This window comes from Maribacter sp. R86514, from assembly GCF_044597005.1.
GTDB lineage: Bacteria > Bacteroidota > Bacteroidia > Flavobacteriales > Flavobacteriaceae > Maribacter.
The window spans coordinates 2,374,521-2,394,779 of record NZ_CP138999.1; the positions used below are offsets into that span (position 1 = coordinate 2,374,521).

The window sequence follows — 20,259 nt, forward strand, 5'->3', positions numbered from 1 at the left end:
ATCATTGTGGTGGATACTTACTAAAGATCTTATCAACCACAGCTTGAATCTTTTCTGATTTTTCTTGAGGCGTATCTCCCTCTCGAAATGGGCTTTCGCTAATGGCTTGCCAAATAAGCATGTCTTTGTTAGAATCTACAAAATCTATTTGAAGTTCTCTTGTCATTTTTGGTCCTCCAACGGGAATACCTATTGATACTCCGCCACCAATACCTCTGTTACCACCACCAAGACCTACACCTACATTATTACCGGACTGTGATTTAAATACTGCACTTTTAATATTTATAAACATGTCTGGCTCTTCAGCGAACATAAATCCTTTTTCGCCTAAAGTAGCATCTAAGGCATCCATCAACCTTTTCTCGTCTAATTCACTTAGACCAGTTTCCATATCTACGAAATAGTTATAGGTAGAATAGGCTGTAAAATCGGTTTGATCATCATAATCATAATTTACTTTTGCAGCTCCGCAAGAAGTTAAAATGATCCATACAACACTAAAAAGGAAAATTCTCATGAAAATGTATTTTCTTAAAATTAAAGAAATTAAAAGAGTATTATATGATTTTACCGCCATATTCGACTAAATGAGCTCGCTTAGAACCTAATATTCCCATTACTCAATTCTTAAACCGTTATACCTCTTCGTTTTTATCTACAGATTTTGTTAAGGCAGAAGAAATAATTCCTGTAGGAATCGCTACAATACCCAGACCGATCATGAGAATAAAAAAAGTAAATACCTTACCACCTACCGTTACAGGATAAACATCACCATAACCCACTGTAGTTAAAGTTATAATAGCCCACCAAAGACTATCAAAAATAGAAGAAAAATTTTCTGGCTGCACCGCATTTTCAAAATAGTAAATACCAACAGCAGAAAAGTAAATCAAAATCAATGTTACTATCAAGAAAAGTAAAATTTCTTCTTTTGCTAACGATATAGCCTTTGTAAAGTGATTAATAGCCCTATTGTATCGCATAAGCTTTAAAATACGGAACAATCTCAAAAACCTAAGTGCTCTTAACGATCTTAAATCGATACCTAAAGCTAAATAAAAAGGGAGAATAGCTAAAAAATCTACAATTCCGTAAAAACTAAAAATAAACTTGAACTTATTATCAGCCACATAAATTCTTAGTACATATTCTATTGAAAATACAACTACAGAAAAGACCTCGATTATTCTTAAAACTTTACGAGTATCCGGTTCCAAATCGGGTACCGTTTCATAAGAAAAGGATATAATAGATAAAAAAATTAATGCTTGTATGAAATAGGCAAAGGTTCTACTTTTCCTATTATCATTAATTTCAACAATATTCTTAAGATACTGTTTCATTACACAAACATATTAAGCGTTAAGCATTGCCCAAAGCTTATCTTTCAATTCTACAATGCCCATTTGCGCAACAGATGATATAAACATGAAAGGCATTCCGTTTAATTCTTTATTCAGTTCCTCTCTCATTTCATCCATCAGCTCCTCATCGAGCATATCGCTTTTAGAGATACAGATAAGACGTTCCTTGTCTAACAACTCTGGGTTATAACGACGTAGTTCATCCAATAAAATCTCATATTCCTTGCTGATATCCTTACTATCCGCAGGTATTAAGAACAGCAAATTGGCATTACGTTCTATATGTCTTAAAAAGTAGTGTCCTAAACCTTTGCCTTCTGCAGCACCTTCAATTATACCAGGAATATCTGCCATTACGAAACTCTTAAAATCTCGATATTCCACAATACCTAAATTCGGTTTTAATGTGGTAAACTCGTAGTCAGCGATTTTTGGCTTCGCTGAAGTTATTACAGATAATAAAGTAGACTTACCGGCATTTGGAAAACCAACTAGACCAACATCTGCCAATACTTTAAGCTCTAAAAGAAACTCGCCTTCCAGACCGTCCATACCGGGTTGTGCATATCTAGGTGTTTGGTTTGTAGATGTTCTAAAGTGCCAGTTACCACGACCACCCAGACCACCTTTTAGAAGAATTCTCTCTTCACCATGTTCGGTTATTTCAAAAAGCACTTCTTTGGTCTCAAAGTCTTTGACTACCGTACCTAATGGTACGTCTAAGTATACATCTTCACCATCTGCACCGGTACTTCGGCTTTTACTACCGTGTGCACCATGACCTGCCTTAAAATGTTTTTTGTACTTAAAATTGACCAGTGTCCAAAGGTTTTCGTTACCTCGAACAATTATATGTCCGCCACGACCACCATCACCACCATCAGGACCACCTTTGGTAATAAATTTTTCGCGGTGCAAATGCACAGATCCCTTGCCTCCTTTACCAGAAGTCAAACCCACTTTTACGTAGTCTACAAAATTACCTTCGGTCATTGTTATTCTTTCAATTCAAAATCTTTCATCAATATCTTCAATGCGAGAATTTCTATATTATTTTAAGCCTTCTATTACTTCTGTAAGGCGTTCGGTAATTTCGGAAATGGTACCAATACCATTTACACTATGAAACTTACCTTGTGCCTCATAAAATTCTTTTACAGGCGTAGTTTTTGCATTGTACTCATCAAAACGATTTCTGATCTTGGCTACATCTTGATCATCTGTTCTACCGCTAACCTTACCTCGCTCTAAAAGACGTTCAATTAAAATTTCATCATTTGCCTCTAGCGCAATAGTAGCATTTATGCCCATTTCTTTAGATTCCAAAAAATTATCTAAAGCTTCGGCTTGTGCAGCGGTTCTAGGGAAACCGTCAAAAATGAATCCGTCTGCATCAGCGTTCTTCTCCACTTCTTCTTGTAACATTTTAATAGTTACCTCATCTGGCACTAGCTCTCCTTTATCAATATATGACTTGGCCAAAGTACCTAACTCCGTTCCGTTTTTGATATTGAATCTAAAAACATCTCCCGTAGAAATATGTTTTAAATTATATTTCTCTTTTAAGAATTGTGCTTGTGTGCCCTTGCCGGCTCCTGGCTTGCCAAAGAGTACAAGATTAATCATATGTTTCTGGTTTAATTGGTATACTTCTTTTAAATTTCTTCCTTGTTCCTTATAATCTAGACCGTAACCCACAATAAAATTATCTGGTATGGCCAAACCAAAATAGTCAATGGCATATTCGCCTTTGTACACATCAGGTTTATAAAAAAGACTGGCTATTTTAAATTCCTTAACCTTGGTCTTCGTAAATAAATGCACTAATTTCTGCAAGGTACGCCCGGTATCAATAATATCTTCTAATATAATGACACTGCGCCCTTCTATATTCTCTGGCACATCTAATAAGGTCTCTACAATACCCGTAGATGTTAAGCCTTGATAAGAACTCAATCGTACAAAAGAAACTTCGCATGGGTGCTGGTAAGCTTTCATTAAATCTGAAACGAACATAAAAGATCCGTTTAACACGCCAACAAAAATGGGTGTTTCATCTTTATAATCTACAGCAATTTTATCGGCAACCGTTTTTACCGCCTGCAAAATTTCAGATTCGCTGAGATAAGGTTTAAAAAACTTGTCGTGAATTTGTATCAATTTTCATAAATTATCGAGGTCAGCAAAGATAAGGTATTGCCTTGTGTTTTTAATTAGAAAGGAATTGGTTTCTAAGATTTAACCGTATTTTTGTAGTACTTAAGGCGTTTTTTCAACTGCCAAAAGCGACAATTATATGGATTATTTTTCTTCAGATTTTAAATTAGGCATTTTAGGTGGTGGTCAACTAGGTAAAATGATGTTGTACGAAACGCGAAAATGGGATATTTACACCAAAGTATTAGATGGTTCCGCCGAAGCGCCAAGTAGAATGTCATGTAACGAGTTTGTTCAAGGCAGTCTACTGGATTTTGATACGGTTTACAATTTTGGCAAAGATGTAGATGTGTTGACCATTGAAATTGAAAATGTAAATTTGGATGCTTTAGAGAAATTAGAGGATGAAGGCGTTAAAGTATATCCGCAACCAAAAGCGTTACGCATTATTCAAAATAAAGCCAAGCAGAAATTATTTTACGTAGATAATGACATACCTACTGCAGATTTTCAGCGATTTGCTTACCTAAGTGAAATTGAAGATAGTATTGAAAATGAAGCATTACAGTTTCCTTTTGTATGGAAGGTTGCGCAGTTTGGATATGACGGACAAGGTGTAAAAGTTGTTCGTAGTTTAGCCGATTTAGAAGGATTACCTACTGGAGAGTGCATAGCAGAAACTATGATACCGTTTAAAAACGAATTAGCGGTAATTGTTTCTAGAAATGCGGAAGGAGAAATTAAGACCTACCCAGTTGTAGAGATGGAATTTCATCCGGAAGCCAACCAAGTGGAATATGTGATTTGCCCTGCCCGTATAGATGAAAAAGTGGCTGAAAAAGCAAGAGCGCTCGCATTAAAAGTAGCGGATAAAATAGGTCTTACAGGGTTGCTTGCCGTAGAAATGTTCCAAACCGAAGATGACCAGATATTGGTTAATGAAGTAGCACCAAGACCACATAATAGCGGGCACTATAGTATTGAAGCCAGTTACACCAACCAGTTTGAACAACATATACGTAGTATTCTAGGGCTGCCATTAGGAATAACCGATAGTAAAGTAGCAGGTGTAATGGTGAATTTGGTAGGAGCGGAAAACCATACAGGAAATGTGGTTTATAAAAACATCGAAGAAATTTTAGGTATGGAAGGTGTTACTCCGCATATATATGGTAAAGCACAAACAAGACCATTTCGTAAAATGGGACATGTAACCATAGTTAACGATGACTTAGGCAAGGCAAGAACCATAGCCGAAAAAGTAAAAGAAACAATACAAGTGATTTCAAAATAAAAAACATGAGTAAAGTAGCCGTAGTAATGGGTAGTACAAGTGACATGCCCGTAATGCAAGACGCCATAGATATTTTAAAAGGTTTTGATATAGAAGTAGATGTAGACATTGTATCTGCCCATAGAACACCTGAAAAATTGTTCGATTTCAGTAAAAATGCACATACTAACGGATATTCGGTTATTATAGCCGGTGCTGGTGGTGCAGCGCATTTACCAGGTATGGTAGCGTCCATGTCTCCGTTACCCGTAATCGGGGTTCCTGTAAAAAGCAGCAATTCTATTGACGGATGGGATTCTGTACTATCTATTCTACAAATGCCAGGTGGTGTACCGGTAGCAACTGTAGCATTGAATGGCGCAAAAAATGCAGGAATTTTAGCTGCTCAAATTATAGGTAGCTCAGATAAATGTGTTTTAGACAAGGTGATTTTGTATAAAGAAGGTCTAAAGCAAAAAGTTATCGATGGTGCTAAAGCTGTAAATGGCAAATAGTCATCTACAAGAAATTTCAATTCTCAAATCTAATTTCTCAATACTAGAAATATGAATCCATTATTATCCCCTTTTGATACTGCTCCATTTTCACAAATTAAAAACGAGTATTTTAAACCTGCTTTTTTACAATCTATAGAAGATGCAAGAGCGGAAATAGATGCTATTACGAATAATACGGAAGCACCAACTTTTGAAAACACCATAGAAGCATTGGAATTTTCAGGTCAGCAATTAGACCGAATTTCAAGTGTGTTTTTCAACTTGAATTCCGCCGAAACCAATGAGGAAATTCAGAAAATTGCACAAGAAATTTCTCCGTTATTATCAGAATTTGGGAATGACATCACCCTAAATGAAGACTTGTTCAAGAGGGTAAAAGCAGTTTATGACCAAAAGGATGATTTAGACCTTACCGTAGAGCAAAACACCCTTTTAGATAAGAAATATAAGAGCTTTAGCAGAAACGGAGCTAATTTATCCGAAGACAAAAAAACACGTTTACGTGAGATTGATGCAAAACTGGCAAAGCTAAAACTAACATTTGGCGAAAACGTACTTGCCGAAACCAATAAATTTCAACTACACCTTACAGATGAAGCAAATCTAGACGGATTACCAGAAGGTGAAAAAGAAGCTGCCGCACAATTGGCGATTTCAAAAGGCAAGGAAGATGGTTGGATGATCACATTAGATTACCCAAGCTATATTCCGTTTATGAAATATGCGAAAAACAGAGAACTTCGCAAGAAACTTTCGTTGGCATTTGGCAGCAAGGCTTTCCACAACGATGAATTGGACAATCAAGAAAATGTGCTAGAAATAGCGAAATTACGTTTTAAGAGAGCCAACTTATTAGGCTATAAAACCCATGCCGATTTTGTTCTAGAAGAACGCATGGCAGAAACACCTGAAAAAGTACATTCATTCTTAAACGAGTTACTTGAAAAAGCGAAGCCGGCCGCAGAACGCGAGTTTAAACAATTAGAAGATTTTGCTAAAAAACTAGATAATGTTGACCGTTTAGAAAAATGGGACAGTAGTTACTATTCTGAAAAATTAAAGCAAGAGTTATTTAATTTAGATGATGAGAAACTGAAGCCATATTTCAAGCTTGAAAATGTAATCAATGGAGTTTTTAAAGTAGCGGAAAACTTATTCGATTTGCAGTTTGAAGAGGTTCATGACATTGAAAAATATCATGACGAGGTAAAAACATATAAAGTTTACGATGCCGATAAAAACTTTATTTCCTTATTCTATGCCGATTTTCACCCAAGAGCAGGCAAGCGTGGTGGCGCATGGATGACTTCATACAAGTCGCAATGGAAGCGAAACGGCGAAAATGTGCGTCCGCATATATCTAACGTGTGCAACTTTACTCCGTCAACAAAGAGCAAACCTTCATTATTAACATTTAATGAGGTAACGACCCTATTTCATGAATTTGGACACGGTTTACACGGTATGTTGGCAAACACCACCTACCCTAGCCTATCTGGAACATCTGTATTTTGGGATTTTGTAGAATTACCTAGCCAGGTTTTAGAAAACTGGTGTTATGAAAAAGAAGCATTAGAATTATTTGCAAAGCACTACGAAACCGGAGAAACCATACCAATGGAACTGGTTGAAAAAATAAAGGAATCGGCAACCTTTCAAGAAGGTATGCAAACGCTACGTCAACTAAGTTTTGGACTTTTAGATATGTCTTGGCACGGTATAGACCCAACAGGCATTACCAATGTAAAAGCACATGAAGATGAGGCTTTCAAAGATACAAGCCTATACCCAGCAACACCAGAAACATGTATGAGTACAGCATTCTCCCATATTTTTCAAGGAGGCTATTCTTCTGGTTATTATAGCTACAAATGGGCAGAAGTGTTGGATGCAGATGCTTTTGCTTATTTTAAAGAAAAAGGAATTTTCAATAAAGAAATAGCAACCAAGTTCAAAGACAATGTTCTTTCACAAGGTGGTACTGAGAACCCTATGGTACTTTATAAAAGATTTAGAGGTGCTGAACCTAAAGTAGAGGCTTTATTGGAAAGAGCAGGATTATTACAATCTTAAAATTTCACTTATAAACTAAAAATGGGAGTCGATTTACATCGACTCCCATTTCTTATTAATTGAAATATTTAAATTATTTAGATAAACCAATTTCAAAGTTTAATTTTTCTAAATGAATGTCCAGACTTTTTTCTTTCTTATCATAATCCATGATAACAACATGACCTAATTTTCCTGGCAATACCCTTCTATATGTTGATTTATTAGGAGTATCTAAATATATTTTATCCTTTGCAAATTTACCATCTTGATGCATTAAGGTTGTAAATGACCATTTATTTTTATCGCCTTTAATACGCTCATAATCAATAAATGAAGAATAAAAACGATCTCTCTTAGTATCTATTTGGGTAAACTGATAATCAAATCCACCTATAGCATTAATATAATGTGCAGCTAATTGTGGTCCTGTAAACGCGCCAGGTATTGGAATTCTTGATTTTCCTTTTGTAATTACTTCGGCATCAAGTAAAGAAAAATCTTTATCGAACTTAAACATTACAGCATCAGTTATAGTTAATTGCGTAGAATTTCCAGCTCCTCTTGACAGCATTGTCATTGCGAGACCACCGGCACTTATTGTTTTCTTATAACGTTCGCCAATAGCATAATAACTACCATCTTGATTTCTGATAATGTCATGAAAATAAATATAACCTTTACTCATTTTATTATCATCTTTTGGGTCTGCTTCAGCCATAATCTTGCCGATTTTATTTTCCCAACTTACTTTTGAATCATTCAATTTATTTCCATTTAAATCTGTAGTCTCAGCAAACAGACCTAGACTTTTATCTTTAAATATATTGTCGCCAGATTTAAAATATTCACCCAATAAGACTAAACTATTATCATCTTTTAAAAAGGCATTGGTAATAAACCTAGGGTCATCTTTTCTACTGTAGTCGCGATCAAAAAGCAACTTACCGTTATTTACATCCAAAACAACGATCCTCATACTAACCGAGCCACTTAACATGCTCTTTTTAGTCATTTCTAAAGCAATAACAACCTTATCATTAGCCTCAATAGGATTTATCATTTTAATCTCCTTAACGTCAGTCGGTGAATTATAATCCCAAGCATTACCGCCATCGGTCGGTATGTATTTAAGTCCATACCCGATTTTTTTATTATCTATGACATGGTTAAATAAGAACCCTTTATTATCAACTGTAAAAATCATATTGGCCTGACCTTGTGCCATTAATTGTGACATCCACTGTTTTTCTTTTTTATTTGAGGGTATTTCTATGTTCTGCACTTCATTGGCGTTTCTATCAAATATTATAGCCTTATAATTCTCTGATCCAGGGTTAGAAAAAGCAAATAGCAAGGCTTGATTGTTAAATTTACTATCTACCAAAGACACGTTCTTGTGATCCACGTAAGATTTGTTAGCAATCTCATTTAAATTTTTATCCATCATTTGAATAGAAAACTCGCGCTGACCTTTTTTAAGCTTGTCCATTTCATAGAATAAATAATAGCCGTCAACGTCCATCTCCTTATCCATAAGCGTACCTGAATTTCGAAGCTTAAACGATGTTAAATCGCTAATTTTTTTCTCTTGGGCACTGACAATTGAAATAGACACACCTGCCATAAAAAGACAAATGTTTTTTTTGAAATTAAAATTCATAAATTAAAGTTTGAAAAATGTTAATGATTGGTTTATTGTTTGGTTTTGATAATTTTCACCTAAGTACTTTTGACAAAATGCAATACCGATATTACGCACTTCACCCAGTTCTAAATTGTGGAGAAATAGACGTATTTTATTTAATTCGGACTCTGATGAAAATCCGTTTTTACGCGGTACGTAACTACCTAATTCATGGTTTTTTTTTGCCTTGTAAACTTTCGTCAATACGGTTGCCATTGCCGATACGTAAAATTCTTCAGTAATAAATCCTAGGTTATACTTTCTTATGAGTTGATACATTGCCAAGTCATATGAATTGGAATCTATACTAGATACTATACTTTGCGATATAGAAATTTCAGAGATGGATTTCAAGTAATTATTTTCAGAATGTTGATTATCCACAATTGTAAATTGTTCTTCTAGTTGTTTTATTCTGAAATCTATTTCTGGATGGGTTTCTTCATCTTCTGAAGACATTTTAAAATCATCTATCTTTTCTTCGGTATTAAAAATTGTCATTTCCTCTTCTAGCCAAAATGATTTAAACGGATATGTCTTGAAATTAAAAACACTATCTAAATGAATAGGGAAATTGAAAAACCTATCTTCTTCTGTTTTCAATTTTCTCAATGCAGTAAGTGCTTTAACAGGATTATATCTCGTTTTTTGAAATAAAACAAAACCTAAAGAATCTGCCTGAGATTCTACTTCTTTAGAATGTGATAAAAAATCTGTGTTCAACTCATTGATCAAAGCCAAGCTTGCCCTTGTTTGTCCGTATTTATTACGTTCAATTGTCTTGATTTTCTGCTTCGTCTCCTTGGAATTTAATTCTGATACAATGTTATTTATTTTTCGAAATGAATGATCTAAAATATCATGGGCAATTTCATGACAGATAACAAATGCCAATTCATCATCAGTATCGTATAAATTAAAAAGACCTAAACTTATTTCATACGAACCATCGCCATAACAACCTGCATTTGGCAACGTAGAATTTTTAACGAAAAAATAAAAATCATTATGTTCTATATAAGCATCGCTAGCTATATAAACCGATTGTAAAATGGCATCTAAATTCTCTTTAAGAATTGGATTGAAAAAATAGACACTATCTTCAATAGCCTCTGTCATTTTCACATCTCTATCCTTATAAATCTTTTTTATTTTAAATGCGTAAGGTCCCTCAACTTTTTCAAGTTGCTTTTCATTTATTATCGACAGATATTTCTTAATAGAATTAAAATTCTCTGGTATGTATACATTGTCAGAACTATTCTGTGCCAGGGCAAAAAATGAAATGAAAAATGCAAAATATGATAAGAAACAAGTTTTATTCATTAAGACTGCCTATTCAAAATTTAACAATAAGACAAAAAATATAAAATGCATTTTAACATAACGAGTTCTTTATCTTGTTATTGCAAGATTAGCTACAGATAGTTCAAAACCAGCACAGTATTTACGACCATTACAAAAACAAATAAAAGTTTATTGAACCATAGAACTATTTATACTATAAGTTTAGAAGTAGAAAATGAAAATCTGATGACCAAAACGATCAAACATAAAAACAGGGAGTCGATTTACATCGACTCCCTGTTTAATTATTAGTGGTAATTATGTATATAGAATCAATACAGATGATTGCTATCAATAAACTTCGTAACAATATTCAAGCGCTCTAAATATTCTGGTCTAGAACCTAGAATTATTTTTTCTTTAGCCTCAAAAATAATTATGCCGTCAATATCGATTACTTCCGTTTTTACATATGCATCGTCTTTGGTAAGTTTAACATAACTTACCCTGTTATTATAATCGTTTGTAGTCAACAAAATCGTACCCGATAATAACTTTCCCATTTTTAAGTTGGCCTTAAACTCTTGGTTTCCTTTTTCATCATATCTAATTACATCACCATCTATATAGTTATTTTTTGACCGGTACTTAAGCCTTATAAAATCTGATTCAGGATAAAAAGAAACTGTTTCATCTTCTATTCCATTTACATATGTAGTTACATTTTTACCATTTTCACCATAGGTTATACGTTTTACCAAGACACCTTTTTCGTAAGACTCTTCGTTAGCACCACGTTTAGAATATGTATTTTGAAGTATTGTACCATTGTAAGGCTTGCCATTTTTGTATTCAACTTTAGAAATCAATTTACCTTCGTCGTTATAGTATACTACATCTCCATCTAATATGTCATTCTTATAATTTTCAGTTTTCTTTAAAGCTTCATTATAACTATAATAATTAAACGCGCCTTCTCTTTTATCATTTACGAATTTACCCTCTTCTTTTATTTTACCTGAATAATCATATTTAACATATTCACCATTACGTTTACCTTGGTCAATTACATACTTGGTTCTATCAACGGTATTGTAAGCTATACCCTTCCACGGCTTTTTATTTACATATTCAACACGACCAAGTAACTCTCCTGTCTCATCGCTATAAAAAGATTCACAACCAGTAATATCAAAATCATGGATTAAAATAGCCTTCTGCTTGTCATAATCTACATTTCTTTGCATTTCATATCTTTTGGAGGATACTAGGCTACCGTTTTCAAAAGTTTCCATTAATTGTATATCATTGCTATCCACAAAGAATTTATATAATTTACCCTCTTTATTTTTGTAATCAAATACGCCCAATAGCTTGCCTTGCATATCAAAATATTCACCTTTTACTTCCTTATACTTGGCATAAGCGATATTACTCTGCATTTGTTCATTATTATAAAAACGAATTTCCCTTATTTTGTCGTAACCGTTATTATCGTACTCTTCTATTTTTTTGAAGGTCTTATAAGTATCTTTAGCGACCAAGCGCTTTCTAAAATCTGTACGTCTTATCAATACGCCTTCTTTATACTCACTAATGCCTACTATTTCGCCGTTCTCTGAACCCAAAGTAAACCGTTTACCTTCGTAAGGCGAACTAAATCCGTTTTCGTAATTGATTTTTAATTCGCCTAAAACATTGCCTTCAAAGTCATAATAGACTTCTTTGGTCTTATTCATTTTTTTTTTGGGTTTTCGAGTGTCTCTATAAAAAACAACCTCTTCTACCAGTTCACCCTCATTATATACAATACTATGATATTTGGTAATTTCGGTACCATGAAACGGCAATCCGTTCTTAAATTTCATTCTATGGATCTCATTACCGTGATCATCAAAGTTTATCTGCAATGATTTAAAGCCATTTTCGAAAGTGGCGGATGTAGTTAGTTTATTACGGTCATTATAAACCTCTTCCTTTATAATTTTTCCATCTGCATACGTAGCTACAGAACCAACTGCGCTATTATATTCTTTAGTAGTATTTAATTGAAATTTAATGAGTTTACCATTTGTAGGTCGCAGATAATCACCATCTAAAGAATACTCTATTTTACCCAGAAGCTCACCAGATTTAGAATAATATTCTTTTGACCATTTATCATTGGTATTGACCTTCTCGCGAACCTGACCGTTGGCATAAAAAGTAGCGGATATAAGTTCACGACCATATGGAAGATATTTAATTTGCTGAACTCTCATAGGGTTATAATAATAGAATACCTCTACCCCTTTAGCATATCCATTTGAAAGCAGGGTACGGTCGCCAATTAATCTACCTTCATCGTCGTAATATTTAGAATAAAAATTTCCTTTTTTAGAGGTACTATAATTCTCATATCTAATACCTTGCCGCTTACCATCATAATAAACCTGTAGTAATGTATCTCCTACTTTTTCTTGATAAAATTGACCCTCACCTTCCCCTGAGATCATTTTACCAGAAATAAAATAACCGTTCTTATAATAGGCTACGTATTTCTTTTCATCGTTGTAAGAAATAAATTCACCATCTAATCTATTATTTGAGTACGTACTTTGGCGATAGGGCTTACCATCTTCTTTATACCAAGTCACTAAACCTTGCCAAATGTCCTTTTCATTACTTGAAGACATACCCTTCATTTGTAGATTACCATTTATATAATAATCTTCAACCCTATAAAGGCTATCTATCTTTTTAACTTTAGGTCTAAAAAAGGAGGCATTTTCTTTGGAAGTGACCTTCCATTTAGCATCAAAAAAAATAGTGTCATTTTGAGCATGTGCCGTGTATACGCCAATGATTAAACAAATACATACGAAAAGCAGATTACGAGGGCAAAGAAAGAAACAAACAAACACTGCTGTTAATTTTAAATTGTGGCATAAGATGGTTTAGAGAATATTTATAAAAATTTAAAGTAGACTAAATTAGTTGTTTCAGTTGGAAAACAAAACCAGCCTATAAAAGACAAATACCTTATAGCAACAAGACATTATTTTAAATATGCCAAAAACAATTCATTTCCCTTTGTTTTAGAAAGTCTAAAAACATTCTGTTTATCAAATATTTAATATTTATATTGTAAGCATATAGCTACAATAATACTTTATGGTTAACCTATTTAAAGTAGCATTACCAATCAAATCAATTAATACCTAAAGGGAATGGGTAAAGAAAACACGCTTTCAAATACAGATCAGTTTTTTGAAAATTCTAAACAAGTATTTAAACAAGGTATGTTTCACTTAGATTTAAAAACCAATCAAGTCGACTGGAACGATAGTTTAAAAGAAATACATGAAGTGTCGTTAGAATACATTCCCCGTACCGAAGACTGCTACGGTAATTGCAAAAAAGGCAATTCAAAAGATAACATACTACTGTTACATAAAAACGCTATTGAAAATGGTACACCATTTGAAGTGGATTATGAAATAATAACCGCTAATGACAATACTCGACATTTACGTATAGCAGTACAGACGGTTAAAAACGAAGGTAAAAGTACCGCTCTTTATGGAGTAGTTAAAGACATTACCGAGAGCGATTGTTCAAGCGTAGAAAAACTTCATTTAAAACATCAATTAAACTACGCTGAAAAATTAGCTAAATCAGGATCTTGGAATTGGAACGTAATGACCGGCGAACTAAAATGGTCTTCTAATTTTTACGACATTTTTAAACATGATCAGGTCTGTCCAATTTCATATGAAGTTTTTCTAAACTACGTTTTTATGGACGATAAAGAAGACGTAGCCGCAAAATTTGAAACTGCACTCAAGGCCAAACATTTTCCAGCATCAAATTACCGTATACAATTAAAAGACGGCACTATTAAAACACTGCGGTCTGTTGGTAAAGTTATAACTAACGAAATAGGAGAGGTTACGCGACTCATAGGAACCTGTCAAGACATTTCAGAAACCACAGCGAGAGAACAAGAGCTAATTCAAAAAAAACAACAACTAGAATTAACCGAAAATAATAATGAAGCGGGTACTTGGCTACTAAACCCAAGTACAGGATCCTTTAAATGGTCAGACAATCTTTATAAAATCACAGATTTTGAACCCGACGAGACTATAAGTTTTGAAATATTATATTCTCGAATACACCCAGATGATCAGCAACAAGTTAACAAAGCACTAAAGTTGGTTGAAGAAAGTGGTACGAAGCAAACTTTCAATCATCGTCTTATAACAAAAAACGGTAGCGTTAGAACATTAGAAATTTCCGCAGATATTTTATCGAATAATATAAGCGATAATAAAGTATTGATTGGAACTGCAAGAGATATTACCAATAGTGTAAAAATAGAACACGAGTTAAATGAAAAAGACCATCTGCTTAACTTTTCAGAACAACTTACCAACATGGGTTATTGGCGTTACATTCCAGACAAAAATGAAGTTTTTTGGTCAGATAATCTATTTCATATTTTTGGTCAACCTAAAATAGACAAATTAACCTTTGATAATTACTTCGATAAAATACATCAAGACGATAAGGACTTTGTTGCAAAAAAAGTCGCCAAGGCCATAGAGGACAAAAAGTTCTACGATTACACCCATAGAATTGTTCTTGGAGAGAATGTGACAAAAGTAATACATATCATTGGCAAGGTTATCATTAACGAATTGGATGGTCAACAAGAATTATTGGGCACATGTTTAGATATTACCCAAAGCCATACCAAAGATTTAGAACTATCTAAAAAGAATTACCGCTTAAATGTTGCTGAAAAAATGGCAATGATCGGTTATTGGCAGTGGAACACACCCACCAACGAGGTTTTTTGGTCAGATAACCTACATTTTATTTACGGCCATGACAAAGATGCGCCTTTAAGCTTTCAAACCTATATAAATTATATACATGAAGAAGATCGTGAGCGTATGGTAAACGCCTTGACCAAGGCTATGCACAGCGGTGATTTTCCGAGTTCAGTATATAGAATTCAATTAGAAGACGGCACAATTAAAACTATTAAGTCTCTTGGTAAAATCATAAGAAACGACCAAGGGGAAGTAACAGAAATGACAGGTGTTTGTCAAGATATTACACAGACTAAAATAAAAGAACTAGCATTATTACGAAAAAACCAACAGTTTAATTTTGCTGAAAAAATAGCCAATATTGGTTCTTGGCAGTGGAACCCGCATACAAACAAAGCAAATTGGTCAGACAATCATTATAGATTATACGGTATTGAAATAGGAAAACCAATAGATTTAGATATCATTTACAACAAAGTACATCCAGATGATTTAGATTTCTTAAAAAAATTAGAACAAGAAATCTTAAGCAACAAAAAATTTACCAAAACAAGGTTTCGAATTCAACTTCAAAACGGAGATATTAAAACCTTAGAGGTAATTGGAGAAGTAATAATAGACAAAGAAGGAAGTATTGTTTTATTAAAAGGAACCTCTCAAGATATTACGTATCGCGTAAGAGCAGAACAACAAATTCAAGAAAAAAATCATCTGCTTTCAGTATCAGAAGAAATGGCCATGATGGGTTCTTGGAAATGGAACCCTGTAACAAATGTTTCAACTTGGTCAGATAATCTTTATAAGATTTACGATGTAGAAACCAATACACCTATATCCAATGAGTTGTTTTTATCAAAAATTCACCCTAACGACAAGCAGAAGTTAGATACTTACATGACAACCATTCTTAGTTCAAAAAAAAGAAACCTTACTTTATCTTATCGTATTGTAAAGAGAGATGGAACCATAAGATCGTTAGAATTGATAGGTGAACTAATAAAAGATCGTAATGGTCATATCTTAGAATTAAGAGGTATAACACAAGATATCACAGATAAAATCAAGGCAGAAGAAAAAATTAAGGAAAAAAACCAATTGCTTTCCTTTGCCGAAGAAATAGCCTTATTAGGTTCTTGGAAATGGCAACCGCAGAACAAGACGTTACATTGGTCAAAAAATCTTTATCGAATTTATGGTTTGGATTACAACAAAGAAATATCTATCGATTTAGCAAATACCCGTGTGCATCCAGAAGACGTAGAAGTAACAAGAGACATAGTAAAAGACTCTCTTAAAAACTTGGTTTACAAACCAATCGCTTTTCGCATAGTTAATGATAATGGTGAAATAAAATATTTAGAGAGCATTGGTAATGTTACCGAAGTCGTCAATGGAAAAGTAACTGAAATAATTGGCACTACACAAGATATTACCAATCGTATTATCAAGGAAAACGAGCTTGTAGAAAAAAATCAACTTCTAAATTTCGCCGAAGAATTATCTAGTATAGGCCATTGGAAATGGGATATAAGAATAGACAAAATGGAAAAATCTGAAAATTTATTGAAAATTTTAGATTTAGACCAAAGTACAAAACTAGATTTCGACACTTATTTGAGAAGGGTACACCCTGCAGATCGTGAAAAAGTAGTAGATATTATCCAAAAAATCATTGAAACTAAAAAGTTCAATACTTTTCATCATAGAATTATAAAAAATGACAATGCCATTATAACCATTAAAATTGTTGGCGAGGTTATTTTAGATACAGAACAAAATGTTATTGAACTTATAGGATCAAGTCAAGACATAACAGAACAAATAGAAGCACAGCAAAAGATATTGGACACCAATAGAAGCTTAGAAAAATCTACCATAACCCTTACATCAAAAAACAAGCAACTTGCTGACTTTAATCATATAACATCGCATAACCTAAGGTCTCCGGTCAGTAATTTAAATGCTCTGTTAAATCTTTACAAAAAGACCGATAGCAAAAAGAAGAAACTAGAGATCTTTGACAAGTTCGAAATTGTAGTAGACCACTTATCAGAAACCTTAAATGCATTAATTGAAACAATCACCATAAAGCATAACGCCTCAGCTATTACAGAAGAACTTTATTTTGAACATGTATTACTTAAAACCAAAAATGTCTTAGCTGCAGAGTTAATTGAAACAAATGCAAAAATTCATTGTAATTTCTCAAATGCAAAAATCGTAAAATGCAATCCTATTTATTTAGAGAGTATTTTTCTAAATTTAGTGAGTAATTCTCTAAAATATAAATCTCCCGATAGAGTGCCTGAAATTTTTATAACGTCACAAACAGTAAATAGAAAAATACTTTTAGAGTTCAAGGATAACGGATTAGGAATAGATATGAAAATGCACGGAAATAAAATATTTGGACTTAACAAGGTTTTTCATAAACATCCGGACGCTAAGGGAATTGGACTATTTTTGACCAAAGCACAGATTTCGTCTATGGGTGGTTCTATCTCTGTAGAAAGTGAAGTCAATAAAGGAACCACATTTTATATCACCTTAAACTAAACTAAAATGAATAATATTCAAGTTTGCGTAATTGATGATGACGAGGTTTTTCAATATACCATATTTCACACCTTAGAAACGCACAAATCTGTAGATAAGATCATGCCGTTTACAGATGGTGCAGAAGCAATGAACTACTTCAATGAACACATAGATGACCTTAGCAAATTACCCGACATCATTTTTTTGGATATTAATATGCCGGTAATGGATGGTTATACATTTATGAATCAATACATTAAATTGATAGCGAAGATTCCTAAAAAAATCAAGATCTACATATTATCATCTTCTGTAGATTTAGCAGATTTTGAAAAGACCAAAAAGATTAAAGAAGTATCAAACTACATTGTTAAACCGATAAAAGACAATCAACTGACTAAAATTTTAGCAGAATTATAGCTTATTTAATTTTAGAAAATGCATCATAACCACCTTCTAAATTGACTACATTTTTAAAACCGAGTTCCGCCAACCGTTGTTGAGATTTTAAACTTCTACCGCCCTTCTTACAATACAGATAGATTTTTTTGGTTTTATCCATCTGCATGATTTTTTGGTTAAAATCTTCTGAAAACCAGTCTACGTTAACGGCGCCATCTATACAACCTTCATTAAATTCTTCAGAAGTCCTTACATCCAACAAAATTTCTAAAGATGGGTTAAAGGCATTAAAATCAGTTATAGGCATAGATTCCATTTGCCCAACGGCAAACTGAGTACATATTAGAAATATAAAAGACAATAAAATCTTCATGGCGCTGTGTTTATAGCCAAAAATAAACATAATAACCAAAATTCAGTTACTTTTGAAGTGCAGAAGAAAAAATGGAAACAAACAACCTAAATCCAGACAAGTGGGTAGATCTCTATGCAGATTACCTCTTCAATTATGCCGTTACAAGAGTAAGTGATGCTGAAATTGCTAAAGATCTTGTTCAAGACACCTTTATTGCAGGTTTAAAATCTGCTAAGAATTTTAAAGGTGATGCAGCAGAACGCACATGGCTAATAGCTATTCTAAAGCGCAAAGTCATAGACCACTATCGTAAAATAAATTCAAAAAAAGGAAAAGCTGAAGTTCGCATGAGCTACAGTTCTCAAACCGATGCAGAGGGCGATTGGATAGAAGAGCGCATTGCAGACCCTAATAGCAATTTTGAAAACGATGCAATTGAAAATGAAGAATTAGGACTTGCCATTCAAAACTGTATTTCAAAACTACCGAAAAAACAAGCGCAAGTTTTTACCATGAAAACTATTAAAGGAATGGAAACTGAAGATATTTGTAATGCTTTAGGAATTAATGCGTCTAACCTGTGGGTAATGATACATAGGGCCAGAACAGGCTTAATGGGTTGTTTAAATCAAAATTGGTTTTAGTTATGATGATTTCGTGTGAAAAAGCAGCAAATATATGCGATAAAGCTCAATACAAAGAAGCTTCGGGATGGGATAGAATGAAATTAAAATTCCACTTACTTATTTGTAAAACATGTGCAAAGCACAGTAAAGACAATACAAAATTAACTTCGCTTTGCAATCAGGCTAATTTGTCCGTTTTGACAGATGATGAAAAAAAGAAGATGAAAGAAAGCTTTTCAAAGATTAGATAATACACTTTTTCCAAATAATAAAGAGCAACCACCAGAATAATGGAATTGCCTCTACCCAAAAAGACGAAAAATATTTTTTTTGCTCTAATTCAGTTTTATATACCACGAATATCAATGTCAAAAACAATATTGTTTTAACAACGATAGGGGCAACTTCTAAATCTGTTTTTAAAAAAGTAATTAAAAAGAAAAGAATTGTCCATACAAAGCCGATCATTTTAGTTGTTTTCACCCCTAAACGCTGCGGTAAGGTCTTTAATGCAGCACTATCGTACTTTAAATCCCTTATTTCAAATGGGACTAAAAGTATCAATACAAAAAGAAAACGTTGTGCCGTCTCAATTTTAACGTTCCAAGAAATTTCATCTAAAACCGATACGGACGGTAATATTACTGTAGCCCCGGCCCAAACAGCTGCAACAATTAAAATTTTCAGTCCGCTTAAACTTCTAAAGTTTTTGTTTTTAGGCAAAACCGGTAAGGCATAAAGCCCAGTAATAACCGCTAAAATAAATAACCATAAAAATACGTTTGCCGGTAAGAAAAACAATTGATATACCGCAACAAGCAAACAGCCTAGACTAAAAAACTGAATATTTTTTTGATAGGTATTCGCTACAAGAATGTATTTCTCTGCCTCTACACCAAATTTCACAAAATTATAACAGCTTATCGACGCAAAAAAAATGAAAAAATAAAGGGCATTTGGTACATTAATGTTTAAGGTAAGTGCAGTAACATGAACCAAGCTGAATATTGCCAAAGCGACATGTATACTGGCATCAAGATAAAAATCAAAAATCTTTTTGATAAGGGTCATTAAACAAAAGTAGTTAAAGTGTTTATAACCTTATGTTTTGGTTAAAAACTTTCAAGATATGTGCATCTTTCAACACTAATTAAAACACATAAAAGTGGTAATT

The 20,259-nt window shown here is 33.5% G+C and carries 16 protein-coding genes; 7 read left to right on the forward strand and 9 right to left on the reverse strand.

The annotated features are described in order from the left end of the window. Nucleotide 1: 1 nt before the first annotated feature. From SJY30_RS10485 to SJY30_RS10500, 4 genes are all read right to left on the reverse strand, one after another. Nucleotides 2-520: a DUF4136 domain-containing protein gene (locus tag SJY30_RS10485; RefSeq protein WP_396632145.1), complete on the reverse strand. Its 519-nt coding sequence runs from the start codon at nucleotides 518-520 to the stop codon at nucleotides 2-4. Between the two features lie 118 nt (nucleotides 521-638). After that, entirely contained in the window at nucleotides 639-1,349 is a 711-nt protein-coding gene (locus tag SJY30_RS10490; RefSeq protein ID WP_396632146.1) for an ion transporter, read from the reverse strand. Between the two features lie 12 nt (nucleotides 1,350-1,361). Beyond that, nucleotides 1,362-2,363, reverse strand: coding sequence for a GTPase ObgE (gene obgE, locus SJY30_RS10495; protein ID WP_396632147.1), 1,002 nt, complete (start codon nucleotides 2,361-2,363; stop codon nucleotides 1,362-1,364). A gap of 57 nt (nucleotides 2,364-2,420) precedes the next feature. Then, the gene (locus SJY30_RS10500) at nucleotides 2,421-3,530 is read right to left on the reverse strand and encodes an adenylate kinase (RefSeq protein WP_396632148.1); all 1,110 of its coding nucleotides are present in this window, start codon (nucleotides 3,528-3,530) and stop codon (nucleotides 2,421-2,423) included. A gap of 136 nt (nucleotides 3,531-3,666) precedes the next feature. Between SJY30_RS10500 and SJY30_RS10505 the strand changes: the two genes are divergently transcribed. Genes SJY30_RS10505 through SJY30_RS10515 form a run of 3 tightly spaced genes read left to right on the forward strand, consistent with a single transcriptional unit; the run spans nucleotide 3,667 to nucleotide 7,391 of the window. Continuing rightward, nucleotides 3,667-4,821: a 5-(carboxyamino)imidazole ribonucleotide synthase gene (locus tag SJY30_RS10505; protein ID WP_396632149.1), complete on the forward strand. Its 1,155-nt coding sequence runs from the start codon at nucleotides 3,667-3,669 to the stop codon at nucleotides 4,819-4,821. Nucleotides 4,822-4,826: 5 nt separating this feature from the next. Further along, a complete protein-coding gene (gene purE / locus SJY30_RS10510; protein WP_076547358.1) occupies nucleotides 4,827-5,315 on the forward strand; it encodes a 5-(carboxyamino)imidazole ribonucleotide mutase in 489 nt (162 codons plus the stop codon). 51 nt (nucleotides 5,316-5,366) lie between these two features. Continuing rightward, nucleotides 5,367-7,391, forward strand: a complete 2,025-nt coding sequence (locus SJY30_RS10515; protein WP_396632150.1) for a M3 family metallopeptidase — start codon at nucleotides 5,367-5,369, stop codon at nucleotides 7,389-7,391. 73 nt (nucleotides 7,392-7,464) lie between these two features. Here the strand turns inward: SJY30_RS10515 and SJY30_RS10520 are convergent, their stop codons facing one another. From SJY30_RS10520 to SJY30_RS10530, 3 genes are all read right to left on the reverse strand, one after another. Further along, entirely contained in the window at nucleotides 7,465-9,033 is a 1,569-nt protein-coding gene (locus SJY30_RS10520) for a DUF6770 family protein (RefSeq protein ID WP_396632151.1), read from the reverse strand. Between the two features lie 3 nt (nucleotides 9,034-9,036). Then, nucleotides 9,037-10,383 carry a M48 family metalloprotease gene (locus SJY30_RS10525; protein ID WP_396632152.1) on the reverse strand — a complete coding sequence of 449 codons (1,347 nt, stop codon included), beginning with the start codon at nucleotides 10,381-10,383 and terminating at the stop codon, nucleotides 9,037-9,039. A 293-nt stretch (nucleotides 10,384-10,676) separates the two neighbouring features. Beyond that, complete coding sequence (locus SJY30_RS10530) at nucleotides 10,677-13,247, reverse strand: toxin-antitoxin system YwqK family antitoxin (protein ID WP_396632153.1); 2,571 nt, start codon at nucleotides 13,245-13,247, stop codon at nucleotides 10,677-10,679. Between the two features lie 306 nt (nucleotides 13,248-13,553). Between SJY30_RS10530 and SJY30_RS10535 the strand changes: the two genes are divergently transcribed. Both SJY30_RS10535 and SJY30_RS10540 read left to right on the forward strand, forming a co-directional pair. Then, complete coding sequence (locus tag SJY30_RS10535) at nucleotides 13,554-17,720, forward strand: PAS domain-containing protein (protein WP_396632154.1); 4,167 nt, start codon at nucleotides 13,554-13,556, stop codon at nucleotides 17,718-17,720. A gap of 6 nt (nucleotides 17,721-17,726) precedes the next feature. Continuing rightward, on the forward strand, nucleotides 17,727-18,122 hold the full coding sequence (locus SJY30_RS10540) for a response regulator (protein ID WP_396632155.1): 396 nt from the start codon (nucleotides 17,727-17,729) through the stop codon (nucleotides 18,120-18,122). Between the two features lies 1 nt (nucleotide 18,123). Here the strand turns inward: SJY30_RS10540 and SJY30_RS10545 are convergent, their stop codons facing one another. After that, on the reverse strand, nucleotides 18,124-18,477 hold the full coding sequence (locus tag SJY30_RS10545; RefSeq protein WP_396632156.1) for a rhodanese-like domain-containing protein: 354 nt from the start codon (nucleotides 18,475-18,477) through the stop codon (nucleotides 18,124-18,126). Between the two features lie 71 nt (nucleotides 18,478-18,548). Here SJY30_RS10545 and SJY30_RS10550 point away from each other — a divergent pair, with 71 nt between their 5' ends. Then, nucleotides 18,549-19,103 (forward strand): sigma-70 family RNA polymerase sigma factor, encoded by a 555-nt coding sequence (locus SJY30_RS10550; protein ID WP_396632157.1) that lies wholly within the window; start codon nucleotides 18,549-18,551, stop codon nucleotides 19,101-19,103. A 2-nt stretch (nucleotides 19,104-19,105) separates the two neighbouring features. Beyond that, nucleotides 19,106-19,336, forward strand: a complete 231-nt coding sequence (locus tag SJY30_RS10555; protein WP_396632158.1) for a hypothetical protein — start codon at nucleotides 19,106-19,108, stop codon at nucleotides 19,334-19,336. Here the strand turns inward: SJY30_RS10555 and SJY30_RS10560 are convergent. Beyond that, nucleotides 19,329-20,156 carry a hypothetical protein gene (locus tag SJY30_RS10560; protein WP_396632159.1) on the reverse strand — a complete coding sequence of 276 codons (828 nt, stop codon included), beginning with the start codon at nucleotides 20,154-20,156 and terminating at the stop codon, nucleotides 19,329-19,331. The two genes, SJY30_RS10555 and SJY30_RS10560, sit on opposite strands and share 8 nt — an antisense overlap. Between the last annotated feature and the right edge of the window lie 103 nt (nucleotides 20,157-20,259).